The organism is Mesorhizobium sp. CA7, assembly GCF_020165015.1.
In the GTDB taxonomy this organism is placed as follows: Bacteria; Pseudomonadota; Alphaproteobacteria; order Rhizobiales; family Rhizobiaceae; genus Mesorhizobium.
This window is the reverse complement of sequence record NZ_JAIUHH010000004.1, coordinates 255,172-277,616: the sequence shown is the minus strand read 5'-3', so window position 1 is coordinate 277,616 and position 22,445 is coordinate 255,172. Positions and strand designations below refer to the sequence as shown.

Annotated in this window: 22 protein-coding genes; 5 read left to right on the top strand and 17 right to left on the bottom strand. The window is 63.8% G+C overall.

Annotation, left to right across the window (positions count from 1 at the left end):
* Positions 1 to 252 precede the first annotated feature (252 nt).
* From LB552_RS11410 to LB552_RS11345, 14 genes are all read right to left on the bottom strand, one after another.
* Positions 253 to 879, bottom strand: coding sequence for a sarcosine oxidase subunit gamma (locus LB552_RS11410; RefSeq protein ID WP_224605422.1), 627 nt, complete (start codon positions 877 to 879; stop codon positions 253 to 255).
* Entirely contained in the window at positions 872 to 3,853 is a 2,982-nt protein-coding gene (locus LB552_RS11405) for a sarcosine oxidase subunit alpha (protein WP_224605421.1), read from the bottom strand. The genes LB552_RS11410 and LB552_RS11405 overlap by 8 nt, the downstream gene beginning before the upstream one ends.
* A complete protein-coding gene (locus tag LB552_RS11400) occupies positions 3,853 to 4,128 on the bottom strand; it encodes a sarcosine oxidase subunit delta (protein WP_140544196.1) in 276 nt (91 codons plus the stop codon). The genes LB552_RS11405 and LB552_RS11400 overlap by 1 nt, the downstream gene beginning before the upstream one ends.
* Before the next feature lie 67 nt (positions 4,129 to 4,195).
* Complete coding sequence (locus LB552_RS11395) at positions 4,196 to 5,449, bottom strand: sarcosine oxidase subunit beta family protein (RefSeq protein ID WP_095768777.1); 1,254 nt, start codon at positions 5,447 to 5,449, stop codon at positions 4,196 to 4,198.
* Between the two features lie 92 nt (positions 5,450 to 5,541).
* Positions 5,542 to 6,849 (bottom strand): type III glutamate--ammonia ligase, encoded by a 1,308-nt coding sequence (glnT, locus tag LB552_RS11390; RefSeq protein WP_224605418.1) that lies wholly within the window; start codon positions 6,847 to 6,849, stop codon positions 5,542 to 5,544.
* Positions 6,850 to 6,887: 38 nt separating this feature from the next.
* Complete coding sequence (locus LB552_RS11385) at positions 6,888 to 8,216, bottom strand: FMN-binding glutamate synthase family protein (RefSeq protein ID WP_224605416.1); 1,329 nt, start codon at positions 8,214 to 8,216, stop codon at positions 6,888 to 6,890.
* Positions 8,217 to 8,222: 6 nt separating this feature from the next.
* Positions 8,223 to 8,969: a GXGXG domain-containing protein gene (locus tag LB552_RS11380; RefSeq protein WP_224605413.1), complete on the bottom strand. Its 747-nt coding sequence runs from the start codon at positions 8,967 to 8,969 to the stop codon at positions 8,223 to 8,225.
* Between the two features lie 4 nt (positions 8,970 to 8,973).
* Complete coding sequence (locus LB552_RS11375; RefSeq protein ID WP_224605411.1) at positions 8,974 to 9,870, bottom strand: class II glutamine amidotransferase; 897 nt, start codon at positions 9,868 to 9,870, stop codon at positions 8,974 to 8,976.
* Between the two features lie 86 nt (positions 9,871 to 9,956).
* Entirely contained in the window at positions 9,957 to 10,286 is a 330-nt protein-coding gene (locus LB552_RS11370; protein WP_224601199.1) for a hypothetical protein, read from the bottom strand.
* The gene (locus LB552_RS11365; protein ID WP_224605409.1) at positions 10,283 to 10,972 is read right to left on the bottom strand and encodes a hypothetical protein; all 690 of its coding nucleotides are present in this window, start codon (positions 10,970 to 10,972) and stop codon (positions 10,283 to 10,285) included. The genes LB552_RS11370 and LB552_RS11365 overlap by 4 nt, the downstream gene beginning before the upstream one ends.
* A 46-nt stretch (positions 10,973 to 11,018) precedes the next feature.
* A complete protein-coding gene (locus LB552_RS11360) occupies positions 11,019 to 12,425 on the bottom strand; it encodes an APC family permease (protein ID WP_140693763.1) in 1,407 nt (468 codons plus the stop codon).
* A 12-nt stretch (positions 12,426 to 12,437) separates the two neighbouring features.
* Positions 12,438 to 12,599, bottom strand: coding sequence for a hypothetical protein (locus tag LB552_RS11355; RefSeq protein WP_095768770.1), 162 nt, complete (start codon positions 12,597 to 12,599; stop codon positions 12,438 to 12,440).
* Positions 12,600 to 12,647: 48 nt separating this feature from the next.
* Entirely contained in the window at positions 12,648 to 13,025 is a 378-nt protein-coding gene (locus LB552_RS11350; protein WP_095768769.1) for a hypothetical protein, read from the bottom strand.
* A 10-nt stretch (positions 13,026 to 13,035) separates the two neighbouring features.
* Positions 13,036 to 13,323: a hypothetical protein gene (locus tag LB552_RS11345; RefSeq protein ID WP_095768768.1), complete on the bottom strand. Its 288-nt coding sequence runs from the start codon at positions 13,321 to 13,323 to the stop codon at positions 13,036 to 13,038.
* 285 nt (positions 13,324 to 13,608) lie between these two features.
* Between LB552_RS11345 and LB552_RS11340 the strand changes: the two genes are divergently transcribed.
* From LB552_RS11340 to LB552_RS11325, 4 genes are read left to right on the top strand one after another with little or no spacing between them, the layout of a single operon-like run.
* Positions 13,609 to 14,742, top strand: coding sequence for an aminomethyltransferase family protein (locus LB552_RS11340; RefSeq protein ID WP_224526625.1), 1,134 nt, complete (start codon positions 13,609 to 13,611; stop codon positions 14,740 to 14,742).
* 41 nt (positions 14,743 to 14,783) lie between these two features.
* Positions 14,784 to 15,380, top strand: coding sequence for a dimethylamine monooxygenase subunit DmmA family protein (locus LB552_RS11335; protein WP_140844223.1), 597 nt, complete (start codon positions 14,784 to 14,786; stop codon positions 15,378 to 15,380).
* On the top strand, positions 15,377 to 16,342 hold the full coding sequence (locus LB552_RS11330) for a PDR/VanB family oxidoreductase (protein WP_224515839.1): 966 nt from the start codon (positions 15,377 to 15,379) through the stop codon (positions 16,340 to 16,342). Before LB552_RS11335 ends, LB552_RS11330 begins: the two co-directional genes overlap by 4 nt.
* 9 nt (positions 16,343 to 16,351) lie before the next feature.
* Positions 16,352 to 17,392, top strand: a complete 1,041-nt coding sequence (locus LB552_RS11325) for a heme-dependent oxidative N-demethylase family protein (protein ID WP_224605407.1) — start codon at positions 16,352 to 16,354, stop codon at positions 17,390 to 17,392.
* Between the two features lie 146 nt (positions 17,393 to 17,538).
* Here LB552_RS11325 and LB552_RS11320 read toward each other — a convergent pair whose 3' ends face one another.
* On the bottom strand, positions 17,539 to 18,261 hold the full coding sequence (locus LB552_RS11320; protein ID WP_095768763.1) for a helix-turn-helix domain-containing protein: 723 nt from the start codon (positions 18,259 to 18,261) through the stop codon (positions 17,539 to 17,541).
* A gap of 318 nt (positions 18,262 to 18,579) precedes the next feature.
* Here LB552_RS11320 and LB552_RS11315 point away from each other — a divergent pair, with 318 nt between their 5' ends.
* Positions 18,580 to 19,938 carry an NAD(P)-binding domain-containing protein gene (locus tag LB552_RS11315; protein ID WP_224605405.1) on the top strand — a complete coding sequence of 453 codons (1,359 nt, stop codon included), beginning with the start codon at positions 18,580 to 18,582 and terminating at the stop codon, positions 19,936 to 19,938.
* Positions 19,939 to 19,984: 46 nt separating this feature from the next.
* Here the strand turns inward: LB552_RS11315 and LB552_RS11310 are convergent, their stop codons facing one another.
* Both LB552_RS11310 and LB552_RS11305 read right to left on the bottom strand, forming a co-directional pair.
* Positions 19,985 to 21,088, bottom strand: coding sequence for a mandelate racemase/muconate lactonizing enzyme family protein (locus tag LB552_RS11310; RefSeq protein WP_224605403.1), 1,104 nt, complete (start codon positions 21,086 to 21,088; stop codon positions 19,985 to 19,987).
* 195 nt (positions 21,089 to 21,283) lie between these two features.
* Positions 21,284 to 22,432: an efflux RND transporter periplasmic adaptor subunit gene (locus tag LB552_RS11305; protein WP_224605401.1), complete on the bottom strand. Its 1,149-nt coding sequence runs from the start codon at positions 22,430 to 22,432 to the stop codon at positions 21,284 to 21,286.
* Positions 22,433 to 22,445: the final 13 nt, after the last annotated feature.

The window sequence follows — 22,445 nt, the reverse complement described above, 5'->3', positions numbered from 1 at the left end:
CCTCCTCCGAGCGAGAAACAAGTTTGCCTGTGTGTAAAATTATTTTCGCCGAGAGAATAGCAGGGGGAATGCGTTTGGCAAGCACCGGCTCTCCCTTCTCCCCTTGCGGGAGAAGGTGGCCGCGAAGCGGCCGGATGAGGGGTGCTCCAGGGAAACCAGCGTCTTACTCCGCTGGAACACCCCTCATCCGTCTCGGCGCTTCCGCGCCGATCCACCTTCTCCCACAAGGGGAGAAGGGGAGCCTGCACACCGCTACGCCAGTTCCTCGGAATGGCCGATCGTCACGCCATATTCCGCAGCCGAGTCCAAGATCGTGTGCCACAGGCTCTCGGCGAAGGTCGCGAACACCAGCAGGTTGAACACCGCCTGTCCATCCGCCAGATCCTTGCCGCGCCACAGCGTGACACTGGTGTGATCCATCGACGTCGCGACCGCCGCGCCCACGCCGAAAACATCGGGGTGCAGGTCGATCGAAGACAGCTTGGCGAGCATCGTGCGCGCCTTGTCGCCGGAGACGCTGATCAGCACCCGCGCATGCGATTGGTCGGAAAGCGAGGCCGAACCGACGAAGGCCGGCGCAAGCGCCTCGATCGTATGCTTGCCGCCTCTGGACAGCATCAGGAATTGGTCCGGTCCCGACCAGATCAGCGTCGCGTCGGCAGTATCGACCGCCTTTGGCGTTTCCGGCGCCGCCATGCCGAAGCGCGCCTGCGCGGCCTTCACCATCTCGCCGGCCTTGCCGCGCCGCGCCATCACCTGGACGAGATCGAAATTGCGGATCTCTGTCAGCGCCACGCCGGCGTCGCCTTGCGCGCCATAGGGGCCGGCAATCAGCGCGCGGTCGAGCGGGCTGCGGACGTCCCAGGAAAACTCAGCCACGCTGGCGCCCTCCATCCGGATCGTAGAAGACGGAATTGCAGAGCTCGACATCGTAGTCCTCGCCGCGCAGCGGATCATGCGCGCGCACGATCTCGCCGATGCGCTCGCGGCCGCGCTCGACGAGGCCGAGACCGATCCACTGGTCGAGCACCGGCGAGAAACAGACCGAGGTGACATAGCCCTGGTCGTTGTTGGGGCCGGGGGTCTCGCCCTTTGGAATGATGTGCGCGCCGGAGCGCAGGCGGCGCGCCTTGTCGGTCGGCTTGATGCCGACGACCACCTGCCGGTTCGGCGCGACGAGCGCCTCGCGGCCGGCCATGACGCGTCCGATGAAATCCTTCTTGGTCGACATCATCTTGCCGAGGCCGAGATCGCCCGCCGTGGTGGTGCCGTTGAGTTCCGGCCCGGCGACATGACCTTTTTCGATGCGCATGACGCCAAGCGCTTCGGTGCCGTAAGGCGTGATGCCGAACGGCTTGCCGGCAATCATCAGATTGCGCGCCATCGCCTCGCCGTAGCGCGCCGGCACCGAAATCTCGAACGCCATCTCGCCGGAGAAGGAGATGCGGAACAGCCTTGCCTTCAGGCCGCCGCGCAGCTTGACCTCGCGCGCGCCCATGAACGGAAAACCTTCGTTCGACAGGTCCTCGGCCGGATCGACGATCTCTTTCAAGAGATCGCGGGTCTTAGGTCCGGCGATCGAGAACTGCGCCCACTGATCCGAAACGGAAGTCAGCTGCACGTCGAGCTCAGGGAACAGAACCTGGCGGCAGAATTCCAGGTGCTGCATCACCAGTCCAGCTTTGGCCGTCGTGGTGGTGAGGAAGTAATGATCCTCGGCCAGCCGCGAGGTCGTGCCGTCGTCATAGACGATGCCGTCCTCGCGCAGCATCAGCCCGTAGCGAGCCTTGCCGACGGCGAGGCTGGAGAAGGCATTGATGTAGACGCGGTCAAGGAAGGCTCCGGCATCAGGCCCGTGCACGTCGATCTTGCCGAGCGTCGAGACATCGCAGAAGCCGACGCCGCTGCGCACCGCCTTGACCTCGCGGGTGACCGATTCCAGCCAGTCCTTCTCGCCCGCGCGCGGGTACCACTGCGCGCGCTTCCACAGGCCGGTGTCAACGAAGATAGCGCCCTGTTCGGCCGCCCAGTGATGCGACGGCGTTAGCCGGGTCGCATGGAAATTCTCGTCGCGGTGATGGCCGGCGAAGGCGCCGATGGCGACCGGCACATAAGGCGGCCGGTAGATCGTCGTGCCCGTCTCCGGGATCGACTTGCCGCTGACCGCCGCCATGATGGCGAGGCCGGCGACATTCGAGGTCTTGCCCTGGTCGGTCGCCATGCCGAGCGTCGTGTAGCGCTTCAGATGCTCGACCGATTGAAAACCCTCGCGCTGCGCCAGCTCGACATCGGAAGCGGTGACGTCATGCTGCTGGTCGACGAAGGCCTTGCCCTTGCCGGCGACATGCCAGAGCGGTGTGATCGAAAAGGCCTCGTCGTCGGCGACCGGCATCGATCCGATATTGCCGCTGCGTCCGGCGTCGCGGGCCGCGGCAGCGCCGGCTTCGAACCCCTCGCGCAGGCAGGCGCCAAGTCCGAACGTGCCGTTGGCCGCGCCCGCTGCCACCATGCCGGGCGGCGCGCCATCCGGCACGAAGGCGGCAATGTCGTCGCGCCATTTCGGCCGACCGCGATGGTAGGAGGTGAGGCCGACCGCCGGGTTCCAGCCGCCCGAGACGGCAAGCCCGTCGGCCTCGACCTCGGCGCGGGCGCCACCGGTCAGCGAGACGGAAATCTTGCGCACGCCGCCCTTGCCGCCGTCGATGCCGGCGACAGCGCCGTGCAGCACCGGAAAGCCGCCTTTGCTCGCAAGCGAACGATGGGCCGGCGAAATGTCCGGCCGCGCGTCGATCACGGCGGCCACTTGAAGACCCGACGCGATTGCCGTTTCCGCTGTGCGCCAGCCATCCTCATTGTTGGTGAATAGCGCGATGCGTCTCGCCGGCGTGGCCGCGTAGCGGTTGATGTAGCTGCGCATGGCCGATGCCATCATCACGCCCGGCGTGTCGTTGCCGGCAAAGACGATCGGGCGTTCGATCGCGCCGGCCGCGACGACGCAGCGCTTGGCCACGATCCGCCATAGCCGCTGGCGCACCTGATGCTCGGGCGGCACCGGCAGGTGGTCGTTGACACGCTCGATCGCGCCATAGGTGCCGCCGTCATAGACACCGAACAAAGTCGTGCGCGTCATGATGCGCACATCGGGCATCGCCGAAAGCTCGGCAACCGCGCGCGCAACCCATTCGGCGGCCGGCAATCCGTCGATCATGCCGCCATCGGCGAACAGGCGCCCGCCGAGGACGAAATCCTCCTCGCACAGGATGACGCGCGCGCCGCAGCGCGCGGCGGCAAGAGCCGCCGCCAGACCTGCCGGGCCGGAACCCGCGATCACCACATCGCAATGCGCCCAGGCCTTGTCATAATGGTCGGGATCGGAAACCTGGGCAGCGCGGCCAAGGCCCGCGGCGCGCCGGATCGCAGGCTCATAAATCGCTTCCCAGAACTTGGCCGGCCACATGAAGGTCTTGTAGTAGAAACCGGCGACGAAGATCGGCGCGAACAGCTGGTTGACCGACATGACGTCGAAATTGAGCGACGGCCAGCGGTTTTGGCTGGCGGCTTCGAGCCCTTCATAGAGCTCGGCGGTCGTCGCCTTGGTGTTCGGCTCGCGCCTTGCGCCGCTGCGCAATTCGACCAGCGCGTTGGGCTCTTCGGAGCCAGCCGTCAGGATACCGCGCGGGCGATGATATTTGAACGAGCGGCCGACGAGCTTGACGCCATTGGCGACCAGCGCGGAAGCCAGCGTGTCGCCCTTGAAGCCGAAGAGGGTCTTGCCGTCGAAGCGGAAGTTGAGCGCGGTCGAGCGGTCGATGAGACCGCCATTGTTCAGCCGGTTTGCCTGATCGCCGCGCATCACGCACCAACCTTGGCGGCGCCTGCGCCCGCCGCCGGCTCGACGGCCGAAATCTCATGCGTCAGCGTGTTGCGCGTGACCTTCAGCCAGGCCCGGCAGCCGCCGCCATGGTACCAGTGCTCGCTCATCGGGCCGGCAATGTTGTCGCGCAGATAGACGTAGTCGTAGACCGCGTCCTCGCCGGCATCGGCCGCCGGCCGTTGTGGCTTGGCGTCGCCGAGATAGGTGAACTCGCCGAGTTCGCGTTCGCCGCAGAAGGGACAGACTATGCGCATGACTGGGTCTTCAATGCATGATGCCAAAAAGTGTGAAGCGGTTTTTGGAGAACATCATGCGCTATCCCTAATGGAGGTTCGGTTGGGCGCCCTGGCCCTTCTCGTCGATCATGGCGCCGCGCTGGAAGCGGTCGAGGCGGAAAAGCGCGGCTTCCTTGTGCGATTGATCGCGGGCGATGAGGTGGGCGAAGACGAAGCCCGAGCCGGGCGTCGCCTTGAAGCCGCCATAGCACCAGCCGGCGTTGATGTAGAGGCCGTCGACCGGGCTCTTGTCGATGATCGGCGAGCCGTCCATCGACATGTCCATGATGCCACCCCACTGGCGCAAAAGCCGCACGCGGCCGATCATCGGGATCAGCGCCATACCGCCCTCGCAGACATCCTCCACGACCGGCAGATTGCCGCGCTGGGCATAGGAATTGTAGCCGTCGATATCGCCGCCGAAGACCAGGCCGCCCTTGTCCGACTGGCTGACATAGAAGTGTCCAGCGCCGAAGGTCATGACCCCGGGGATCAGCGGCTTGATCGCTTCGGAGACGAAGGCCTGCAGCACATGGCTTTCGATCGGCAGGCGAAGACCTGCCATAGCCGCGACCCGTGACGAGGAGCCGGCCACTGCCATGCCGACCTTGCCGGCGCCGATCTTGCCGCGCGATGTCTCGACGCCGGTCACCTTGCCGTTGGCGTCGCGCGTGAAGCCGGTAACCTCGCAATTCTGGATGATGTCGACGCCGAGTTCGCTCGCCGCATGCGCGTAGCCCCACACCACGGCGTCATGCCGCGCCGTGCCGCCGCGCCGCTGCAGCAGTCCGCCTTGCACGGGGAAACGCGCATTGTCGAAATTCAGGAACGGCAGCATTTTGCGCAGCGCCGCCTGGTCGAGCAGTTCCGCATCGATGCCGTTGATGCGCATGGTGTTGCCGCGCCGGGCGAAAGCATCGCGCTGCGCGTCGGAGTGATAGAGGTTGAGCACGCCGCGCTGGCTGACCATCGCGTTATAGTTGAGGTCCTGCTCCATCCGCTCCCACAGCTTCATCGACAATTCGTAGAAGCCGGTGTTGCCGGGAAGGCCGTAATTGGAGCGGATGATGGTGGTGTTGCGGCCGGCATTGCCGGAGCCGATCCACCCTTTTTCCAGCACCGCGACATTGCGGATACCGAACTCGCTGGCGAGAAACCAGGCGGTGGCGAGACCGTGGCCGCCGCCGCCGATGATGATCACGTCATAGCGGTCCTTGGGCGCAGCATCGCGCCAGGTCGGCTGCCAGTTCTTGTGGCCGGAAAGGGCGGCGCGGGCGAGCGAGAAGATCGAATATTTCATCAGTTCATTCCGAGGTCGCTCGCACCGCTAGAGCATGATGCCGAAAAGTGTGAAGCGGTTTTCGGACGACATCATGCTCCACTACAGGACGGTCAGATATCCAGCGTGTGGTCGCGCTCCCACTGCGTGAAGTGGGAAGCATAGGAATTCCATTCCTGCTGCTTCAGCTTTAGATATGCCGACGAGAATTCCTCACCCAGCGCCGCCTTGAGCGATTTGTCCCTATCGAACTCGCGCAGCGCGTCGAGCAGGTTGAGCGGCAGTTTCGGCGCATCCGTCACCGTGTGGCCGAGCTGGTACATGTCGATGTCGTAGCGCTTGCCGGGGTCGGCCTTCGAGCGGATACCGTCGAGGCCGGCGGCGATGATGACGGCCTGCAGCAAATACGGGTTGGCGGCACCGTCCGGCAGGCGCAATTCGAAGCGGCCGGGCCCGGGCACGCGCACCATGTGGGTGCGGTTGTTGCCGGTCCAGGTCACCGTGTTCGGCGCCCAGGTCGCGCCCGAAATGGTACGCGGCGCGTTGATGCGCTTGTAGGAATTCACCGTCGGGTTGGTGATCGCGGCAAGCGCCGAGGCATGCTTCATGATGCCGCCGAGGAAGTTCCTGCCCTTGGCGGACAGGCCGAGCTCTTCCGAATTGTCGGCAAAGACATTGGTCTTGCCGGTCTCGTCCCACACCGAGATATGCGCATGGCAGCCATTGCCGGTCAGGCCCTGGAAGGGCTTGGGCATGAACGTCGCGCGCAGGCCATGCTTTTCGGCGATCGACTTGACCATGAACTTGAAGAAGGAGTGCTTGTCGGCGGTCGCCAGCGCGTGATCGAAGGTCCAGTTCATCTCGAACTGGCCGTTGGCGTCCTCATGGTCGTTCTGGTACGGGCCCCAGCCCAACGCCAGCATATGATCGCAGATCTCGGCGATGACGTCGTAGCGCCGCATCACAGCCTGCTGGTCGTAGCAGGGTTTCGAGGCTGTATCGTATTCGTCGGAGATCGCCTTGCCATCGGGCGAGATCAGGAAGAACTCGGCCTCGACGCCGGTCTTGACATGCATGCCGTCGCGGGCGGCTTCGTCGATCAGCCGCTTCAGCGTGTTGCGCGGCGCCTGGTTCACCTCCTTGTCGTCCATGATGCAGTTGGCGGCTACCCAGGCGACGTCCTTCTTCCACGGCAATTGGATGACCGAATCGGGGTCCGGCACGGCCAGCATGTCGGGATGCGCCGGCGTCAGGTCGAGCCATGTGGCGAAGCCGGCAAATCCTGCACCGTCCTTCTGCATGTCGGCGATCGCCTGCGCCGGCACCAGCTTGGCGCGCTGCCCGCTGAACAGGTCGGTGTAGGAGATCATGAAATATTTGACGCCGTTCTCCTTGGCGAATGCGGCGAGATCGTTCCCCATTATGTAGTTCCTCGCTTACGTGTCTCTGGAAGTTTGTCCTAGAAGCCGTTCTTGCCGGGTATCCAGTTGGTGCCGGCCAAAGGCACGCCGGCCATGGCGGCGGCTTCGATCGAGAGCGCGACGAGATCCTCGGGCTCGAGATTGTGCAGGCTGTTCTTGCCGCAGGCGCGTGCGATGGTCTGGGCTTCCAGCGTCATCACCTTGAGGTAGTTCGCCAGGCGCCGTCCGGCCGCGATCGGGTCGACCCGCTTCATCAATTCGGGGTCCTGGGTGGTGATACCGGCCGGGTCGCGGCCTTCGTGCCAGTCGTCATAGGCGCCGGCCGTGGTGCTGAGCGCGTTGTAGTCCGCCTCCCAGCGTGGATCGTTGTCGCCGAGCGCGACAAGTGCTGCCGTGCCGATCGACACCGCGTCGACGCCGAGCGCCAGCGCCTTGGCGACATCGGCGCCGTTGCGGATGCCGCCGGAAACGATGAGCTGCACCTTGCGGTGCATGCCGAGGTCCTGCAGCGCCTGCACCGCCGGCCTGATGCAGGCAAGCGTCGGCTGGCCGACATTCTCGATGAACACTTCCTGGGTGGCAGCGGTGCCACCCTGCATGCCGTCGACCACGACGACATCGGCGCCCGCCTTCACCGCGAGCGCGGTGTCGTAATAGGGCCGCGCGCCGCCGACCTTGACGTAGATCGGCTTTTCCCAGTCGGTGATCTCGCGCAGCTCGAGGATCTTGATCTCGAGATCGTCCGGTCCGGTCCAGTCGGGATGGCGCGAAGCCGAGCGCTGGTCGATGCCCTTGGGCAGCGTGCGCATCTCGGCGACGCGGTCGGAGATCTTCTGTCCGAGCAGCATGCCGCCGCCGCCCGGCTTGGCGCCCTGGCCGACGACCACTTCGATGGCGTCGGCGCGGCGCAGGTCGCGCGGGTTCATGCCGTAGCGCGAGGGCAGGTACTGGTAGACCAGCGTCTTGGAATGCCCGCGTTCTTCCTCGGTCATGCCGCCGTCACCGGTGGTGGTCGAGGTGCCGGAAAGCGTGGCGCCGCGTCCGAGCGCCTCCTTGGCCGGGCCGGAGAGCGATCCAAAACTCATGCCGGCGATTGTGATCGGGATCTTCAGCTCGATCGGCTTCCTGGCGTGGCGCGAGCCGAGCACCACCGAGGTGTCGCAGCGCTCGCGATAGCCTTCGAGCGGATAGCGCGAGATCGAGGCGCCGAGGAACAGCAGGTCGTCGAAATGCGGCAGCTTGCGCTTGGCGCCGGCGCCGCGGATGTCATAGATGCCGGTCGCGGCCGCGCGGCGGATTTCGGAAAGCGTGTAATCGTCGAAGGTCGCGGATTTGCGCGGCGTCGTCGGCGGGTTGCGGTAGGTCATCTTGCCTCAATACGCGTCGGCGTTATCGATGTTGAAATTGTAGAGTTTGCGGGCCGAGCCGTAGCGCTTGAACTCCGACGCCTTGACGCCGGTCACGCCGGCCTTGTCGAGCAGGGCCTGCAGCAATTCGATATGCTCGGACCGCATCTCCTTGGCGATGCAGTCGGCGCCGAGGCTCTCCACCTTGCCGCGCACGAAGAGCCGCGCCTCGTAGATGGAATCGCCCAGCGCGTCGCCGGCGTCGCCCAGCACCACGAGGTTGCCGGACTGCGCCATGAAGGCCGACATGTGGCCGATATTGCCGTGCACGACGATGTCGATGCCTTTCATCGAAATGCCGCAGCGCGACGAGGCATTGCCTTCGATGACCAGCAAGCCGCCGCGGCCGGTGGCGCCGGCATACTGACTGGCATCGCCCTTGATGACGATCGAGCCCGACATCATGTTCTCGCCGACGCCGGGGCCGGCCGAGCCATGCACGGTGATCGCGGCCCCATCATTCATGCCGGCGCAGTAATAGCCGACGCTGCCGCGCACATCGATGCTGACGGGCTGATCGACGCCGACCGCCACCGAATGGCTGCCCTTCGGGTTGAGCACTTCCCAGGCGGTCTCGTTCGAGCCGGGCGTGAGCTGGTGCAGCGCCTGGTTCAACTCGCGCAGCGAATGCACGGACAGGTCAAAGACGCGTGATGCCTGACTGTGGGCATGGCCTGGCTCGCGCTCGGCCTTCGACATTGGGGTTGCCGGCATGAGCTCAATGCTCCCAGAAATAAACGGTTGCGGGCTCGGGCTCCCAGACCCGCGCATTGTCGATGCCGGGAAGCTTGGTCAGCGCACGATATTCGGAGCCGAAGGCGACATACTGGTCGGTCTCGGCCATCACGGCCGGCTTGCAGGCGATCGGATCGCGCACCACGCCGAAGCCGTTCTTGGTGCCGACGACGAAGGTGAAGAAGCCGTCGAGGTCGGAGAGCGTGCCTTCCAGCGCCTCGCCGAGATTCTTGCCATGCGCCATCCGGTTGGAGAGATAGGCAGCTGCCACCTCGGTGTCGTTCTCGGTCTCGAAGGTCATGCCGTCGCGGATCAGCTCGCGCCGCACATTGTTGTGGTTGGAGAGCGAGCCGTTATGCACCAGGCACTGGTCGGCGCCGGTCGAGAAAGGATGCGCGCCCATCGTCGTCACCGCCGATTCCGTTGCCATGCGGGTGTGGCCGATGCCATGCGTGCCGGTCATCGCGCGCACGTCGAAACGGTCGACGACCGCTTCGGGCAGGCCGACTTCCTTGTAGATCTCCACCGCCTCGCCGGCGCCCATGATGCGGATGTTGGGCCGGAGCGTCTGCAGCGCCTCGCGCGCGGCGTCGACCTTGTCCGGCGTGGTCCGGATCACCGCATGCGTGGACTTGACCGCGACGCTGACCGGCGCGCTGATCGCCTTGGCGAGCTCGGCGTCGAGGCCGCGGAAATCGCGATCGGGCTTCGGCGACTGCACGGTGATCTTGGCTTCATTGCCGGTGGCTGCGCCATAGATGGCGATGCCGGCACTGTCCGGGCCGCGGTCGCTGAGCGACACCAGCATCTCCGACAGCATGGCGCCGAGCTTCGGCTCCAGCGCCTTGTCTTTCAAGAAAAGTCCGACGATTCCGCACATGCCAGCCTCCAACGTTTTTTGGCTCTCAGATGATGTACCCAATGAGTAAGCCGAATTCAATTGGTATGAAAAAAATTTTCCTGTGATTACATATTAGACGGCGCATTGCCTTCGGCACTATCGCCGCCCGGACGCGCATTGTGAACCCAGATCGCATGGCGGATGCGCGCGATCCTGTAGGCGTCGAGGATCGAGAGGGCATAGATCAGGAAACCCCCGGCATGGCGGCCGATGAAGCCGGCGTCGACCGGCGCCAGCTTGGTGGTTATCCAGCCAAGGATCACCATGAAGAACAGGAATTGCAGCCCGCGCGCCGGCACGCCGAGCATGACATGGCCGCTTGCCGGCAAGACGATCGCGGCGCCGAGCACGAGATAGGGATTCGCGGGAGCAGGGGTGGCGGCTTCGTCGCTCATGCGGCCCGCCTTTCGCGCCGGTTGATGGCTTGGCGAAGCGTCGAGGCTGCCTCGAGCAGCCGTTCGATCAAGGCCGGATCGATCCCGGCATCGCCGAACGCCGCCTGCCGGAACACACCGTAGCGAGCGCGCTCGGCCTCGGCCAGCAGCCAGACGATGCGCACGCCCTTCGGCGTTATCAGCAATTCCTTGGCGCGGCTTTCGGCAAAGATGTCTGTATGCGCGGCGATCAGATCCTGCGGGAAGGCGACGCCTCTGCGGTCCGTCCTGAGCACCGCGTCGGCGGGAAGGCCGAGCACTTTCGGCAGCGTGTGCGGCAGATGGTCGAAATTGGAGAATGTCGTCGCCGAATTCGGCCGCATCATCATGTCGAACGTGCCCGGCACAGCGACCGGCTCGGTGATCGAAACGCTGAGCCAACGCGTCGGCAGCTTTCGCGTCGCCAGCGTGTCGACGATGGTGCGCAGCTGAACGCGCTGACCGTTCCAGGAACCGGCCCAGGTGACGACACCGGCCGTGCCGTCGGAAATGTCGGCGGCCTCCGCAACGACGCTGCGGATGCTCGCCATATCGGCGGCAAAAGCCGCCTTCCCCCTGTTGCGGCTGGCGCGCGCCAGCCAGACAATATGAGCGGCGACGCCCAGTGCGATCGCCCCAGTAAGCAATACTGACGTCAGCTCAGACATTTCGATACGCCACGGCCCGCCATCGAACGGCGGGCCCTTACTCCACTCAATAACCCTGCGGCTTCGGCCACGGCATGGAGAACTGGTCGCCGCGCCGCACGAACTTGTAGCGGTAGAAGTGGAACCATAGCGAGATCAGGAAATAGAAGACGGTCATCGCGATCAGCTGCGAGCCGAAGCCGAGGAAGATGGCGAAGAAAGTCACCATGCACAGGCAGAAGAGCACGATCGCCGGCAGTGGGTGGAAGGGGTGCGTGTAGCCGCGGCGGATCGAACCCAGCGGCCACTTCTTGCGGAACATCATGATGTTGATGCTCATGAAGGTGTATTGCAGCACGCCCGACAGGATCGAGAAGGTGATCGCCTGGTTGAGGTCGGCGATGAAGGCGAAGGCCAGCGCGATCGGCAGCAGGAACAGGATCGAGCGATAGGGCGTGCGATACTTCGGATGCACTGCCGAGAACCAGCTCGGCAGGTAGCGGTCGCGGCCGAGCGAGAACCAAGCGCGCGCCGCGTCGTTGATGCAGCCATTGGCCGACGCGAGCGCGGCCAGCAGCGTCGCGATGAAGAGCAGGTTCTCCAGCAGCGGGCTGCCCGTCAGTTTGCCGGCGTCCCACAGCGGATAGTAGGTGATGCCGAGATATTCCCAGGGCATCAGCGAGGCGCAGACATACCAGGTCATCGCCGCGGCGATCAACAGCGTGATCATGCCGGCCATGGTGCCGTAAGGCAGCGAGCGCGCCGGCGAGCGCACTTCCTCGGCCGCCTGGGTCGTGCCCTCGATGCCGAGATAATACCAGATGCCGAACTGGAAGGCGGCAATGACGCCGATCCAGCCATAGGGCAGCGCATTGGCGGGGGTGACCAGCTCGTTGAGCTTCAGCACCGCGCCTTGCGTCCACGGGCTGACGGAGAAGAACAGGATGACGATCGAGACATAGGCGATCGCGGTGATGACGAAGTTGACGTTGAGCGTCATCAGCACGCCGCGATAGTTGAGCCAGGCGAGCACGACGATGGTGGCGGCGATGAAGGAGTTGTGCGTCAGCCCCTCGACGCCGGCCTTGGCGACGATCGTGTCGCCGAGCAGGATCGCGTCCGACACTTCCAGCATGGTGTAGGCGAACACCAGGAACAGCGCGACGTTGAAGGCCATCAGCGGCCCGACGATATGCTTGGCCTGCGCATATTGGCCGCCGGCGGCGGCGACGGTGGACGTCACCTCCGAATCGATCATGGCGACCGAAGTGTAGAGCAGTCCGACGACCCAGCAGACGATCAGCGCGGCGAGCGCGCCTCCCTTGTCGGCGGAGAAATTCCAGCCGGTGAACTCGCCGACCAGCACGATGCCGACGCCCAGCGCCCACACATGCGCCGGGCCGAGCACCCGAAGCAGCGAGACCCTGTCGCCGTGGATTGTCGTCGTTTGTGCCGTTTCAACCGCAGCCGTCATGTCAGTCTCCACTCAGATCCGGTGTTTTTCGGAAACGGCTTCAAGCTCGCCTTCACGGGAAGACGTCAAAGTCTCCTCGGAATAGGTCGTATCGACCTTGAACCAGTCGTAGAGCATCCACGCCGCAAGCACGACCGAGATGCCCCAGCAAACGTAAGACAGTCCCATCCACATGATGTTTTCCCCGGTCTCTTGTCGTCAAAGTCTCTTTGTCGTCGAAGTCTATTTGTCGTCGAACTTCTCGTTGATGACCTCGCGATATTCCTTATCGGAGGCGCGGAACAGGAAGACGAAATACGCGATCAGCACGATCGCCATGATGATCAGCGTCGGCCAGTCGATGATGTAGTGGAAGCGGTTCTGGATGATGTCGTGCGCCGTCTCCGGCGTGTAGCCCAGCTTCTCCCAGATCGAGGCCATGGTCGCGTTCTGGCCGAGCGCGTCCCAGGTCTTGGCATCGAGCGGGTCGATCGACTTCGCCGCCCCGGCAAAGCCGAGTTTCAGCGGCAGCCAGAGCGCCACGAAGATTGCGACCACCACGACCGCGATGTCGAGGATCTGTCCGGCCTTGCTCTGCTCCGGCGGGGTATAGCGAGCCATGGTTTCTCCTTCACGATTGGCGGTTGCGGGCGGCGTCGGCGTTCTTGATGTCGAGCCCGTAGATGAAGTCCTTGTCTTCCTTGTAGTGGTTGAGCATGGCGAGGATCGCGGCGGTGTTGAAGATCAGCACCGCGGCGGCTGCAACCGCCACCACGAGCTTGATGCCGCTATGCGGAATGTATGGCCATGTCATCAGGAGGACGAAGAGGATCGTTGCCCACAGGCACACGATCAGGAGCACGGACCCACGCACGTCGGAACGGTACAGCGCTTCGATGCGCTGCTGCATGTCGGACATCGGTTTTCCCCTTCTGGCGACGTCCGGCCACACAACAGACCGGGCGTCCACTCTTTCAACAGAGTGAAATTTTTTTCATAAATTCCGCTCGATTCCCGAAATTGTCAAGCCGGATTTACGCATCGTAAACCGTTTGTCATCGGGCAAGAAATTTGCCTGACAATGAAATTATTTGCTTCAGGGGGATTGCAGGGCTTCGCCGTTTGCGATCAATATTCGACCAAGCTCCGCCACCAAGCAGGAGCAGGGAACAGCAACGACTTAAATCGCACGGAGGACGATCGGATGACGGCATCCTGGAGATTCTCGACCCTGGCGGATCGCCATCGCGCGCTCGGCTCGAAACTCGAGGACTGGAGCGGCATGGGCACCGCCTGGACCTACGACAAGGACGCCGACGAGGAATATGTCGCGATCCGCACCAAGGCCGGGCTGATGGACGTCTCCGGCCTGAAGAAGGTCCACATCACCGGGCCGCACGCCTCGCATCTTATCGACCTCGCCACGACGCGCGACGTCGAAAAGATCTATCCCGGCAAGTCAGCCTATGCCTGCATGCTGAACGAGGCCGGCAAATTCACCGACGACTGCATCCTCTACCGCATCAGCCCGAACTCGTGGATGGTCGTGCACGGCTCGGGCACCGGCCATGAGGAGCTGCAGCGGGCGGCGATGGGCCGCGATGTCTCGCTGCGCTTCGACGACAATCTGCACGACCTTTCGCTGCAAGGCCCGACCGCGGTTGACTATCTCGCCAAGCATGTGCCGGGCATCCGCGACCTCAACTATTTTCATCACATGCAGACGCAGCTCTTCGGCTTTCCGGTGATGATCTCGCGCACCGGCTACACCGGCGAGCGCGGCTACGAGATCTTCTGTCGCGGCCAGGATGCCGGCACGATCTGGGACAGGATCCTCGAGGAGGGCAAGAGCGCCGGGATCATTCCCTGCCGCTTCACCACGCTCGACATGCTGCGCGTCGAGAGCTATCTGCTCTTCTACCCTTACGACAATTCCCAAAAGTATCCGTTCGAGAACGAAGGCCCCGGCGACACGCTGTGGGAGCTCGGCCTCGACTTCACCGTCAGCCCCGGCAAGACCGGCTTCCGCGGCGCCGAGGAGCATTATCGGCTGAAGGGCAAGGAGCGCTTCAAGATCTATGGCGTGCTGCTCGACGGCAAGGAACCGGCGGATGAGGGCGCGCCCGTCTATCGCGACGGCAGGCAAGTCGGCGTGGTGACCTGCGCCATGTATTCGCCGCTGGTCGAGAAATCGATGGGCATCGCGCGCCTCGATGTCGACTGCGCGGTCAAGGACACCAAGCTTGAGATTCGCAATCGGAGCGGCTCGATCAAAGCAACGGCGCAGCCCTTGCCGTTCGACGATCCCAAAAAGACCAAGCGCACGGCAAAAGGCTGAGGCATCATCAGCGGGAGGGCTTTCGGGGCACGAAGGAAAGAATGGCAGTCAAGACGATCATCAGCCGGCCCATTTACGGAACGCTGTCGCCGCAACCAGGCAAGCATCATCTGTTCATCGCCGATGCGGAAGGCGCGCTCGCGATAACGGACATGACCGGCAAGGCGCCGCCTGGCTTCTTCGACGGCGCCGAGATCGTCTTCATTCCGGGGCCCGAGGGGAAGCACATCGCCGCCCTCGAAGCGCTGAAGCCGATGCAACTTCACATCGCGCCGTCTTTCGCCAGCCTGTTGCCGCGGCTGAAGCAGACGCTGACCAACGCCCATATGGGCCTGCGCCTTTATCTTGCCGGCACCGAAGGCCTGATCGGCCAGGCAATGCAAGTAGCGCTTGAAGCCGGCATCGACCATACCTCCATTGCGACCGAGCATCGCGGCTCGCTGGCGCGGCGCATGCAATGCGTGCACTGCAAGGGCATCACCGAGAATGTAACGACGCAGCCGGCTACCTGCTCGCATTGCGGCCTGCTGCTTCTGGTGCGCGATCACTATTCGCGGCGCCTCGCGGCCTTCCAGGGCGTGTGCATCAATGCCGAGGATCGCTCCGAGATTCCTCCGATCGAGGAGGCCTTCCCATGAGCACCGGCACCACCAAGCTCGACGTCGTTGTCAGCGACGTCGTTCCCGTCAACGACCTCGTCACCCGCTTCCATTTCCGCCGTCGCGACGGCGAGCTGCTGCCGACTTTTTCCGGCGGTGCCCATGTCGTGGTCGAGATGCGCGACGGCGACCGCACCAGGCTCAATCCCTATTCGCTGATGGGCTCGCCGCTCGACACGCGCGAATACACGATCTCGGTGCGCCGAGACGATGCCGGCCGCGGCGGCTCGCTGTTCATGCACCGGCAGGTCAAGCCCGGCCTCGAGATGGTGATCAGCTATCCGGTCAATCTGTTCTCGCTGGATCTGCGGGCGAAGAAGCACCTGATGCTGGCCGGCGGCATCGGCATCACGCCTTTCATGGCGCAGACGTCGCAGCTGGCAGGCGCCGGCGGCAATTTCGAATTGCATTACACCTGCCGCACCGCTTCGCTGGGCACCTATGCCGATGTGCTGCAGCAGCGCTATGGCAACCGGGTCAGGCTCTATCACGACGACCGCGAGGAGCGCATCGACCTCGATCGGCTCTTGTCCTCGCAGCCGCTCGGCACGCATCTCTATGTCTGCGGCCCGGCCGGCATGATCAACTGGGTGCGCGATCGCGCAGCCAGCCTCGGATGGCCGCCGGAGACCGTGCATTTCGAGCATTTCGCGGCCCCGCAGCCCGGCGCGCCGTTCGACGTGACCTTGGCCGTCAGCGGCAAGACGATTCGCGTCGGCGAGCAGCAGAGCCTGCTCGAGGCGATCGAAGCCGCCGGCGTCGACCCGCCTTATCTCTGCCGCGGCGGCGTTTGCGGCCAGTGCGAGACCAATGTGATCTCCTCCGACGGCAAGTTCATCCACAATGATCACTGGCTGAGTGAGGAAGACCACCGTTCCGGCTGCAAGATCATGCCTTGCGTCTCGCGCTTCGAGGGCAAGTCGCTGGTCCTGGAAAGATAGGAGGCGTCAATGGGCATCACCTTTCGCAAGGAAACGTTTCGGGACGACTACACCTTCAGGAACAGCCCGGAGCATATCCGGCGCTTTCCCTTCCCATTCAACGAAGACTCCTACATGTACGCGGTCAACATCGAGCCGCATGTGGTCGGCCCGAAGGGCAGCGTGCTCGAGAACCTGATCGACGTCGACGAGCACTATGTCGCCGAGATGCAGGACCGCGCGCTGGTGCTGGCCGAGGATCCACTGCGCTGCCAGTCGCTGCCGCATATGACGCTTGCCGGCTGGGACCTGCTCGAGCTTCTGATGGAGCAGCAGGCGCTCGGCTATCCCGAGCACTTCACACTGGAGCGAAACGGCGATCGCTGGCGCTGGATCAACCGGCCGCTCGGCATCGACGACACCTTCACCTTCGGCGACACCTCGACGCTGCCCTACGGGCCGATGGAATACATCACCCGCCAGAGCCAGGGCGATTTCTGTATCCTCGACCAGCGCGACGGCAATCTGTGGATGGATGCCGGCATGGTCACCACCCAGGCCGACTGGTCGCTCGACTTCGACATCGGCATGAACTTCTTCGAATGGCACGCGCCGGTGCCGCTGGCACATGAGAAGGGCATTTTCACGCGCGCGCTGAAGTTCCTGACCAACATCCAGCAGGGCAAGCCGGCAAGGCGTCTCAACTGGACGATGACCATCAATCCGCGCCTCGACACCAGCCCCGAGAACTATCACAAATGGGGCCCGGACCGCGCCACGGTCACGCCGGAGAATGTCGGCGACAAGGTGCATCTGCGCGTCGAATTGCAAAGCTTCTGGCGGCTGCCGCGTTCCAACGCCATCGTCTTCCCGATCCGTTGCTATCTGATCAAGATGGACGAGCTGGTCACGCAGCCGAAATGGGCGCGCCGCCTGCACCGCGTCATCCGCGACCTGCCGGAAGAGCTCGCCACCTATAAGGGCCTGACCCGATATAGGCCGACGCTGGTGGAGTGGCTCTCCAAGCTCGACGACGGCAGCCCGACCAGTCCGGGGTTCGGGCCGGATTGAAGACTTGAGTTCCTCGCCCCCGCAAAGCGGGGGAGAGGTGTCCGCGAAGCGGACGGAGAGGGGGCCTTCGTAGGGCGCTCCCCTCTCCGTCTCGGCTTCGCCGAGCCACCTCTCCCCACTTTCGTGAGGCGAGGAACCAGAACGTCTCACCCGGCGCTGTTTTGCGGATAGCAGATGATCGACAGATAGCGCATCGGCAGCCGCGTCAACTCTTCCGGGCCGTGCGGCGCGTCGGCGTCGAAGAACAGGCTGTCGCCCGGTTTCATTGGATAGAGGTTGTTGCCGTGCCGGTAAACGACCTCGCCTTCGAGCATGTAGAGGAATTCCATGCCCGCATGCTGGAAGGTCGGAAACACGTCCGAATTCTCGGTCAATGTGATGAGATAGGGCTCGACGACAACGCCGCTGGTGTTGGCGCCGATATGTCCGAGCAGGTTGTACTGATGGCCGGCGCGGGTGCCGCGGCGCTCGACATCGACGCCTTCGCCGGCCTTGACGAAGACGGCGCTGTGTTCTTCCTCGAAACGCCGGAAGAAGGCGGTCACCGGAACGCCCAGCGCCCGCGACAGCGCCTGCAATGTCGTCAGCGACGGCGAGGTGATGCCGTTTTCGATCTTCGACAGCATGCCGAGCGAAATGTCGGTGGCGGTGGCGAGATCGGCGACGGTGATGCCGAGCTTCTTGCGGAACGCGCGCACCTCATGGCCGATCGCCACTTCCAGCACTTTCTCGCGCGTGTCGCGGATGGCGTGCGGATTTTGCGTCAACGGCGCGCGTATCGTGCGCCCGGCCGCCGAAACGCGCTTTAGCGGCGCCTTGCCCTTCGCTGCCGCATCGGTGGACCTGGTGCCGGAATTCTTGTTCGCCATGTCGCCCCCGACTCTCGCGGATTTATTTCACTCAAGGTGAACATATTCGGTGGCGATACAAGAGCGCAACCGCGACAGCAAGCCGCTAGCGGTTGCAGGGCGCGCCTGCTTCAACGTGACGCCGCCGCCTTTGCGCGCAAAAACCGTTTCACGCAAACGCCGCCGCCGCAGATGTTTGTTGACAGCACCAAAGACCCAATTACTGTCACTGTCAGTGAAATTTGTTTCGTGGGAGCAATTCCAGGAAAAGTGTCGAACGGTTTTCCGCCCGGAATTGCGTCAAGAAAAAAGTCGAAATCAAAAAGGAGGAGGCCCGCAATGAAATCTCGTGTCGCCGTCATCGGAGCCGGACCGTCAGGCCTGGCCCAGCTAAGGGCCTTCAAGTCGGCCGCCGACAAGGGCGCCGAGATCCCGGAAATCGTCTGCTTCGAGAAGCAGAGCGACTGGGGAGGCCTATGGAACTACACCTGGCGCACCGGCCTCGACGAGCATGGCGATCCGGTGCACGGCTCGATGTACCGCTATCTCTGGTCGAACGGCCCAAAGGAATGCCTCGAATTCGCTGACTACACCTTCGAGGAGCATTTCGGCCGGCCGATCGCTTCCTATCCGCCGCGCGCGGTGCTGTGGGACTACATCAAGGGCCGGGTCGAGAAATCCGGCGTGCGCAAATGGGTGCGGTTCAACACGCCGGTGCGTATGGTGACCTACTCCGACGAGACCGGGAAATTCACCGTCACCGCGCATGACCGCACCAACGACGTCACCTATTCGGAAGAGTTCGACAACGTCGTCGTCGCCTCGGGCCATTTCTCGGTGCCCAACGTGCCCTTCTTCGAGGGCTTCCCCACCTTCAACGGCCGCATCCTGCACAGCCACGATTTCCGCGACGCCATGGAATTCAAGGGCAAGGACATCCTGATCATCGGCCGCTCCTATTCGGCCGAGGACATCGGTTCGCAGTGCTACAAATACGGCGCCAAATCGATCACCTCTAGCTACCGCTCCAAGCCGATGGGCTTCAAATGGCCGGAGAACTGGAAGGAGGTGCCGCTGCTGCAGAAGGTCGTCGGCAAGACGGCGCATTTCAAGGACGGCACGACCAAGGACGTTGATGCCATCATCCTGTGCACCGGCTATCTGCATTCCTTCCCCTTCCTCACCGACGACCTCAAGCTCAAGACCGCCAACCGGATGTGGCCGCTCGATCTCTACGAAGGCGTCGTCTGGGAGAAGAACCCGAAGCTTTTCTACATCGGCATGCAGGACCAGTTCTACACCTTCAACATGTTCGACGCGCAGGCCTGGTACGCGCGCGACGTCATCATGGGCCGCATAAAGCTGCCATCCGCCGAAGCGATGGCCGAGCACGGCGCCAAGTGGCGGGCGCGCGAGGAGACGCTGGAGGACGCCGAGCAGATGATCTGGTTCCAGGGCGACTACACCAAGGAGTTGATGGACCAGACAGACTATCCGGGCTTCGACGTCGAGGCGGTCAACCGCACCTTCATGGAGTGGGAGCACCACAAGATGGAAAACATCATGACCTTCCGCGACAACGCCTACCGCTCGCTGATGACCGGCACCATGTCGCCGGTCCATCATACGCCCTGGCTGCAGGCGCTGGACGATTCCATGGAAAGCTATCTCGAGGTGAAAGGCGTGGCGGCCGAGTAGCACGGCGCGCTGGCGCCAATGTTCTCGACCCACCTGATCTTCATCTTCAGCCAATCTCGAAGAACGGCTTGCCGAGCAGGCCAGGGTCCACATCGATGCCAAGGCCGGGGCCGTCGGGAACGCCCATGTGGCTGCCGGTTACCGGCGGCGCGTTCCTGGCCGTACGCACCGTCACCCATTCGTGGAAGGCGATGGCGTGCAGCCGGCGCTCCTGCGGCGTCGACAGCGACAGATGCGCCATGGCGGCGGTGTCGATCTCGGCGCCGCCGGTGTCCTCGACCGTGATCATGAAACCGAGATCGACGGCGACGTCGCGGATCAGGCGGGTCTGCGTTACGCCGCCCAGCCGCGAGATCTTCAGCGTCAGCCCGTCGGCGGCGCCGCGGCGGTGGATCTCCAGCATCTCGCCCAGCGAGGTGACGGATTCGTCCAGCACCATCGGCTTGTCGAGCATGCGGCGCACCGACATGTTCTCCTCGATCGTCGTGCATGGCTGCTCGAACGTGTAGTCGATGCCGCGCGTGGCGTCGGCGAACTGGCGCGCCTGGTAAGGCGTCCAGCCGGCATTGGCGTCGCAGAAGATCACCGTGCCCTTCGGCACGGCGGCGGCCACTGCCGAGACCCGCTCGATGTCGTCGCGCACATTGCCACCGACCTTGACCTGCAGGCGCCGGCAGCCTTCGGCGATGATCCTTTTGGCAAGCGCTGCCATCTGATCGAGCGTGCCGTGGGTGACGACCCGGTAGGTCTCCGCCATGTCGCTCTCGCGGCCGCCAAGCATGGTCACCAGCGGCACGCCGGCGGCGCGGGCAGCAATATCCCAGCACGCCATGTCGAGCGCCGACTTGATGTAGGGGTGGCCCTTGAATGCCGTGTCCATCAGCCGGCCGATGCCGGCAAGGCCGCGTGGATCCTGGCCGATGAGATGCGGCGCGATCTCCGGCACGCCCGCGCGCGTGCCTGCGGGAAACGCGGCCGAGTAGAAATTGCCGAGCGGCGCCATCTCGCCCCAGCCGGTGTCGCCGCTGTCCGACGTGATGGCGACGATCACCGCGTCGAAGCAGTCGGCGATCCGCCCCTTGGACATGCGGTAAGGTCCGTCCACGAAGGGCTGCACGACATGATAGGCCTTGATGCTCTTGATCTTCACGTTTGTGTCCGTTGCGGGTCAGGTCATATTCTGATGAACCGACTGTAACACAATCAGGTTGTCGACAATCCAACAAGGGACCCGTCCGTAGAAGACTGTTCCTTTCGGGGTCGGAATTGTCTGACCCCAAATAGTAAACGGCGCCCTCGACGTGGGTATCGAGGGCGCCGTCGGACCGGAAACTGATGGGGGTTATCAGCTGGCCGGTTTCGGTTGCGGCAAGGGAGAAACCGGCATTCCGGGTCCGATCTTCTGCAAATTGCCCGTGATCACCTGGTCGGTCTCCGAGATGCCGGAGGTTACGGAAATCAGGTCGCCGTCGGTCGGGCCGAGCGAGACCAGCTTCTGGTCGACGGTGTTGCCCTTGCCGATGACATAGAGGTATTTGCCGAGCTGGCTGGAACCCAGTGCCACCTGCGGCACCATCAGTGTGTTGGGCTGTTCCTTCACATGCAGCCGCACCCGCACATACTGTCCAGGCAGCAGCGTGAACTTGGCGTTGCCGATGGTGGCGCGCGCCGTGATCGTGCCGGTCGAATGGTCGATCGTGTTGTCGATGAAGGTCAGCTCGCCCTTCTGGCTGGGCTGGGTCTCGCCGGGCAACAGCACGTCGACGGCGATCGGACCGGCGGCCTTCGCCTGCTCGATCTGCACCAGATCGCTCTCGCTCGGATTGAAGGTCACGTAGATCGGATCGAGCTGCACCAGCGTGTTGAGCACCGTGCCGGCGACGCTGACCAGCGTGCCGACCGAAGCCTGGTTGCGGCCGATGCGGCCCGAGAACGGCGCCTTGATCTCGGCATAGCCGAGATTGAGCTCGGCAGTCCGCACCGCCGCCTGGTCGACGGCAAGGGCGGCCTGGGCCGTGCGCAGATTGCTGGTGCGCTGGTCGAAGCTGTCCTTGTCGAGATAGCCGGCCTTGGCAAGGTCGGTGCCGCGGCCGAGATTGGACTTTGCATATTCGAGCGTCGCGCTATCGCGCTGCACCTGCGCCTTCGCCTGGTCGAGCGCGGCCTGATAGTCGTCGGGCGCGATGCGGTAAAGCAGGTCACCCTGCTTGACGTCGCTGCCGTCGGCCGCCGTCTGCTCCTGCAGATAGCCCGGTACGCGCGCCTGCAGCGTGATGCTGCGGATCGACTCCACCCGCGCGGCATAGTCGAGATAGATCGGCAGCGTCTTCTTCACCACATTCACCACCGGCACCGGCATCACGAAGGCCGCCGGCGCTGGCGCAGCACCCGCTGCGCCGCCGCTCAAATTGCCCATGTCGAGGAAGTGCACGCTGGCCACCGAGATCGCGCCCAGCGCGACGGCCGTTCCCAAGGCGATTTTCCATCTACGCATAATTGATCTCCAA

Bases quoted from the DNA above. Each gene is read 5' to 3' on its own strand.
- LB552_RS11335 (WP_140844223.1), top strand. From the start codon at position 14,784: ATGGCAGTCAAGACGATCATCAGCCGGCCCATTTACGGAACGCTGTCG.
- LB552_RS11400 (WP_140544196.1), bottom strand. From the start codon at position 4,128: ATGCGCATAGTCTGTCCCTTCTGCGGCGAACGCGAACTCGGCGAGTTC.
- LB552_RS11315 (WP_224605405.1), top strand. From the start codon at position 18,580: ATGAAATCTCGTGTCGCCGTCATCGGAGCCGGACCGTCAGGCCTGGCC.
- glnT (WP_224605418.1), bottom strand. From the start codon at position 6,849: ATGGGGAACGATCTCGCCGCATTCGCCAAGGAGAACGGCGTCAAATAT.
- LB552_RS11325 (WP_224605407.1), top strand. From the start codon at position 16,352: ATGGGCATCACCTTTCGCAAGGAAACGTTTCGGGACGACTACACCTTC.
- LB552_RS11320 (WP_095768763.1), bottom strand. From the start codon at position 18,261: ATGGCGAACAAGAATTCCGGCACCAGGTCCACCGATGCGGCAGCGAAG.
- LB552_RS11380 (WP_224605413.1), bottom strand. From the start codon at position 8,969: ATGCCGGCAACCCCAATGTCGAAGGCCGAGCGCGAGCCAGGCCATGCC.
- LB552_RS11365 (WP_224605409.1), bottom strand. From the start codon at position 10,972: ATGTCTGAGCTGACGTCAGTATTGCTTACTGGGGCGATCGCACTGGGC.
- LB552_RS11395 (WP_095768777.1), bottom strand. From the start codon at position 5,449: ATGAAATATTCGATCTTCTCGCTCGCCCGCGCCGCCCTTTCCGGCCAC.
- LB552_RS11345 (WP_095768768.1), bottom strand. From the start codon at position 13,323: ATGTCCGACATGCAGCAGCGCATCGAAGCGCTGTACCGTTCCGACGTG.
- LB552_RS11330 (WP_224515839.1), top strand. From the start codon at position 15,377: ATGAGCACCGGCACCACCAAGCTCGACGTCGTTGTCAGCGACGTCGTT.
- LB552_RS11340 (WP_224526625.1), top strand. From the start codon at position 13,609: ATGACGGCATCCTGGAGATTCTCGACCCTGGCGGATCGCCATCGCGCG.
- LB552_RS11355 (WP_095768770.1), bottom strand. From the start codon at position 12,599: ATGTGGATGGGACTGTCTTACGTTTGCTGGGGCATCTCGGTCGTGCTT.
- LB552_RS11360 (WP_140693763.1), bottom strand. From the start codon at position 12,425: ATGACGGCTGCGGTTGAAACGGCACAAACGACGACAATCCACGGCGAC.
- LB552_RS11405 (WP_224605421.1), bottom strand. From the start codon at position 3,853: ATGCGCGGCGATCAGGCAAACCGGCTGAACAATGGCGGTCTCATCGAC.
- LB552_RS11375 (WP_224605411.1), bottom strand. From the start codon at position 9,870: ATGTGCGGAATCGTCGGACTTTTCTTGAAAGACAAGGCGCTGGAGCCG.
- LB552_RS11350 (WP_095768769.1), bottom strand. From the start codon at position 13,025: ATGGCTCGCTATACCCCGCCGGAGCAGAGCAAGGCCGGACAGATCCTC.
- LB552_RS11370 (WP_224601199.1), bottom strand. From the start codon at position 10,286: ATGAGCGACGAAGCCGCCACCCCTGCTCCCGCGAATCCCTATCTCGTG.
- LB552_RS11385 (WP_224605416.1), bottom strand. From the start codon at position 8,216: ATGACCTACCGCAACCCGCCGACGACGCCGCGCAAATCCGCGACCTTC.
- LB552_RS11305 (WP_224605401.1), bottom strand. From the start codon at position 22,432: ATGCGTAGATGGAAAATCGCCTTGGGAACGGCCGTCGCGCTGGGCGCG.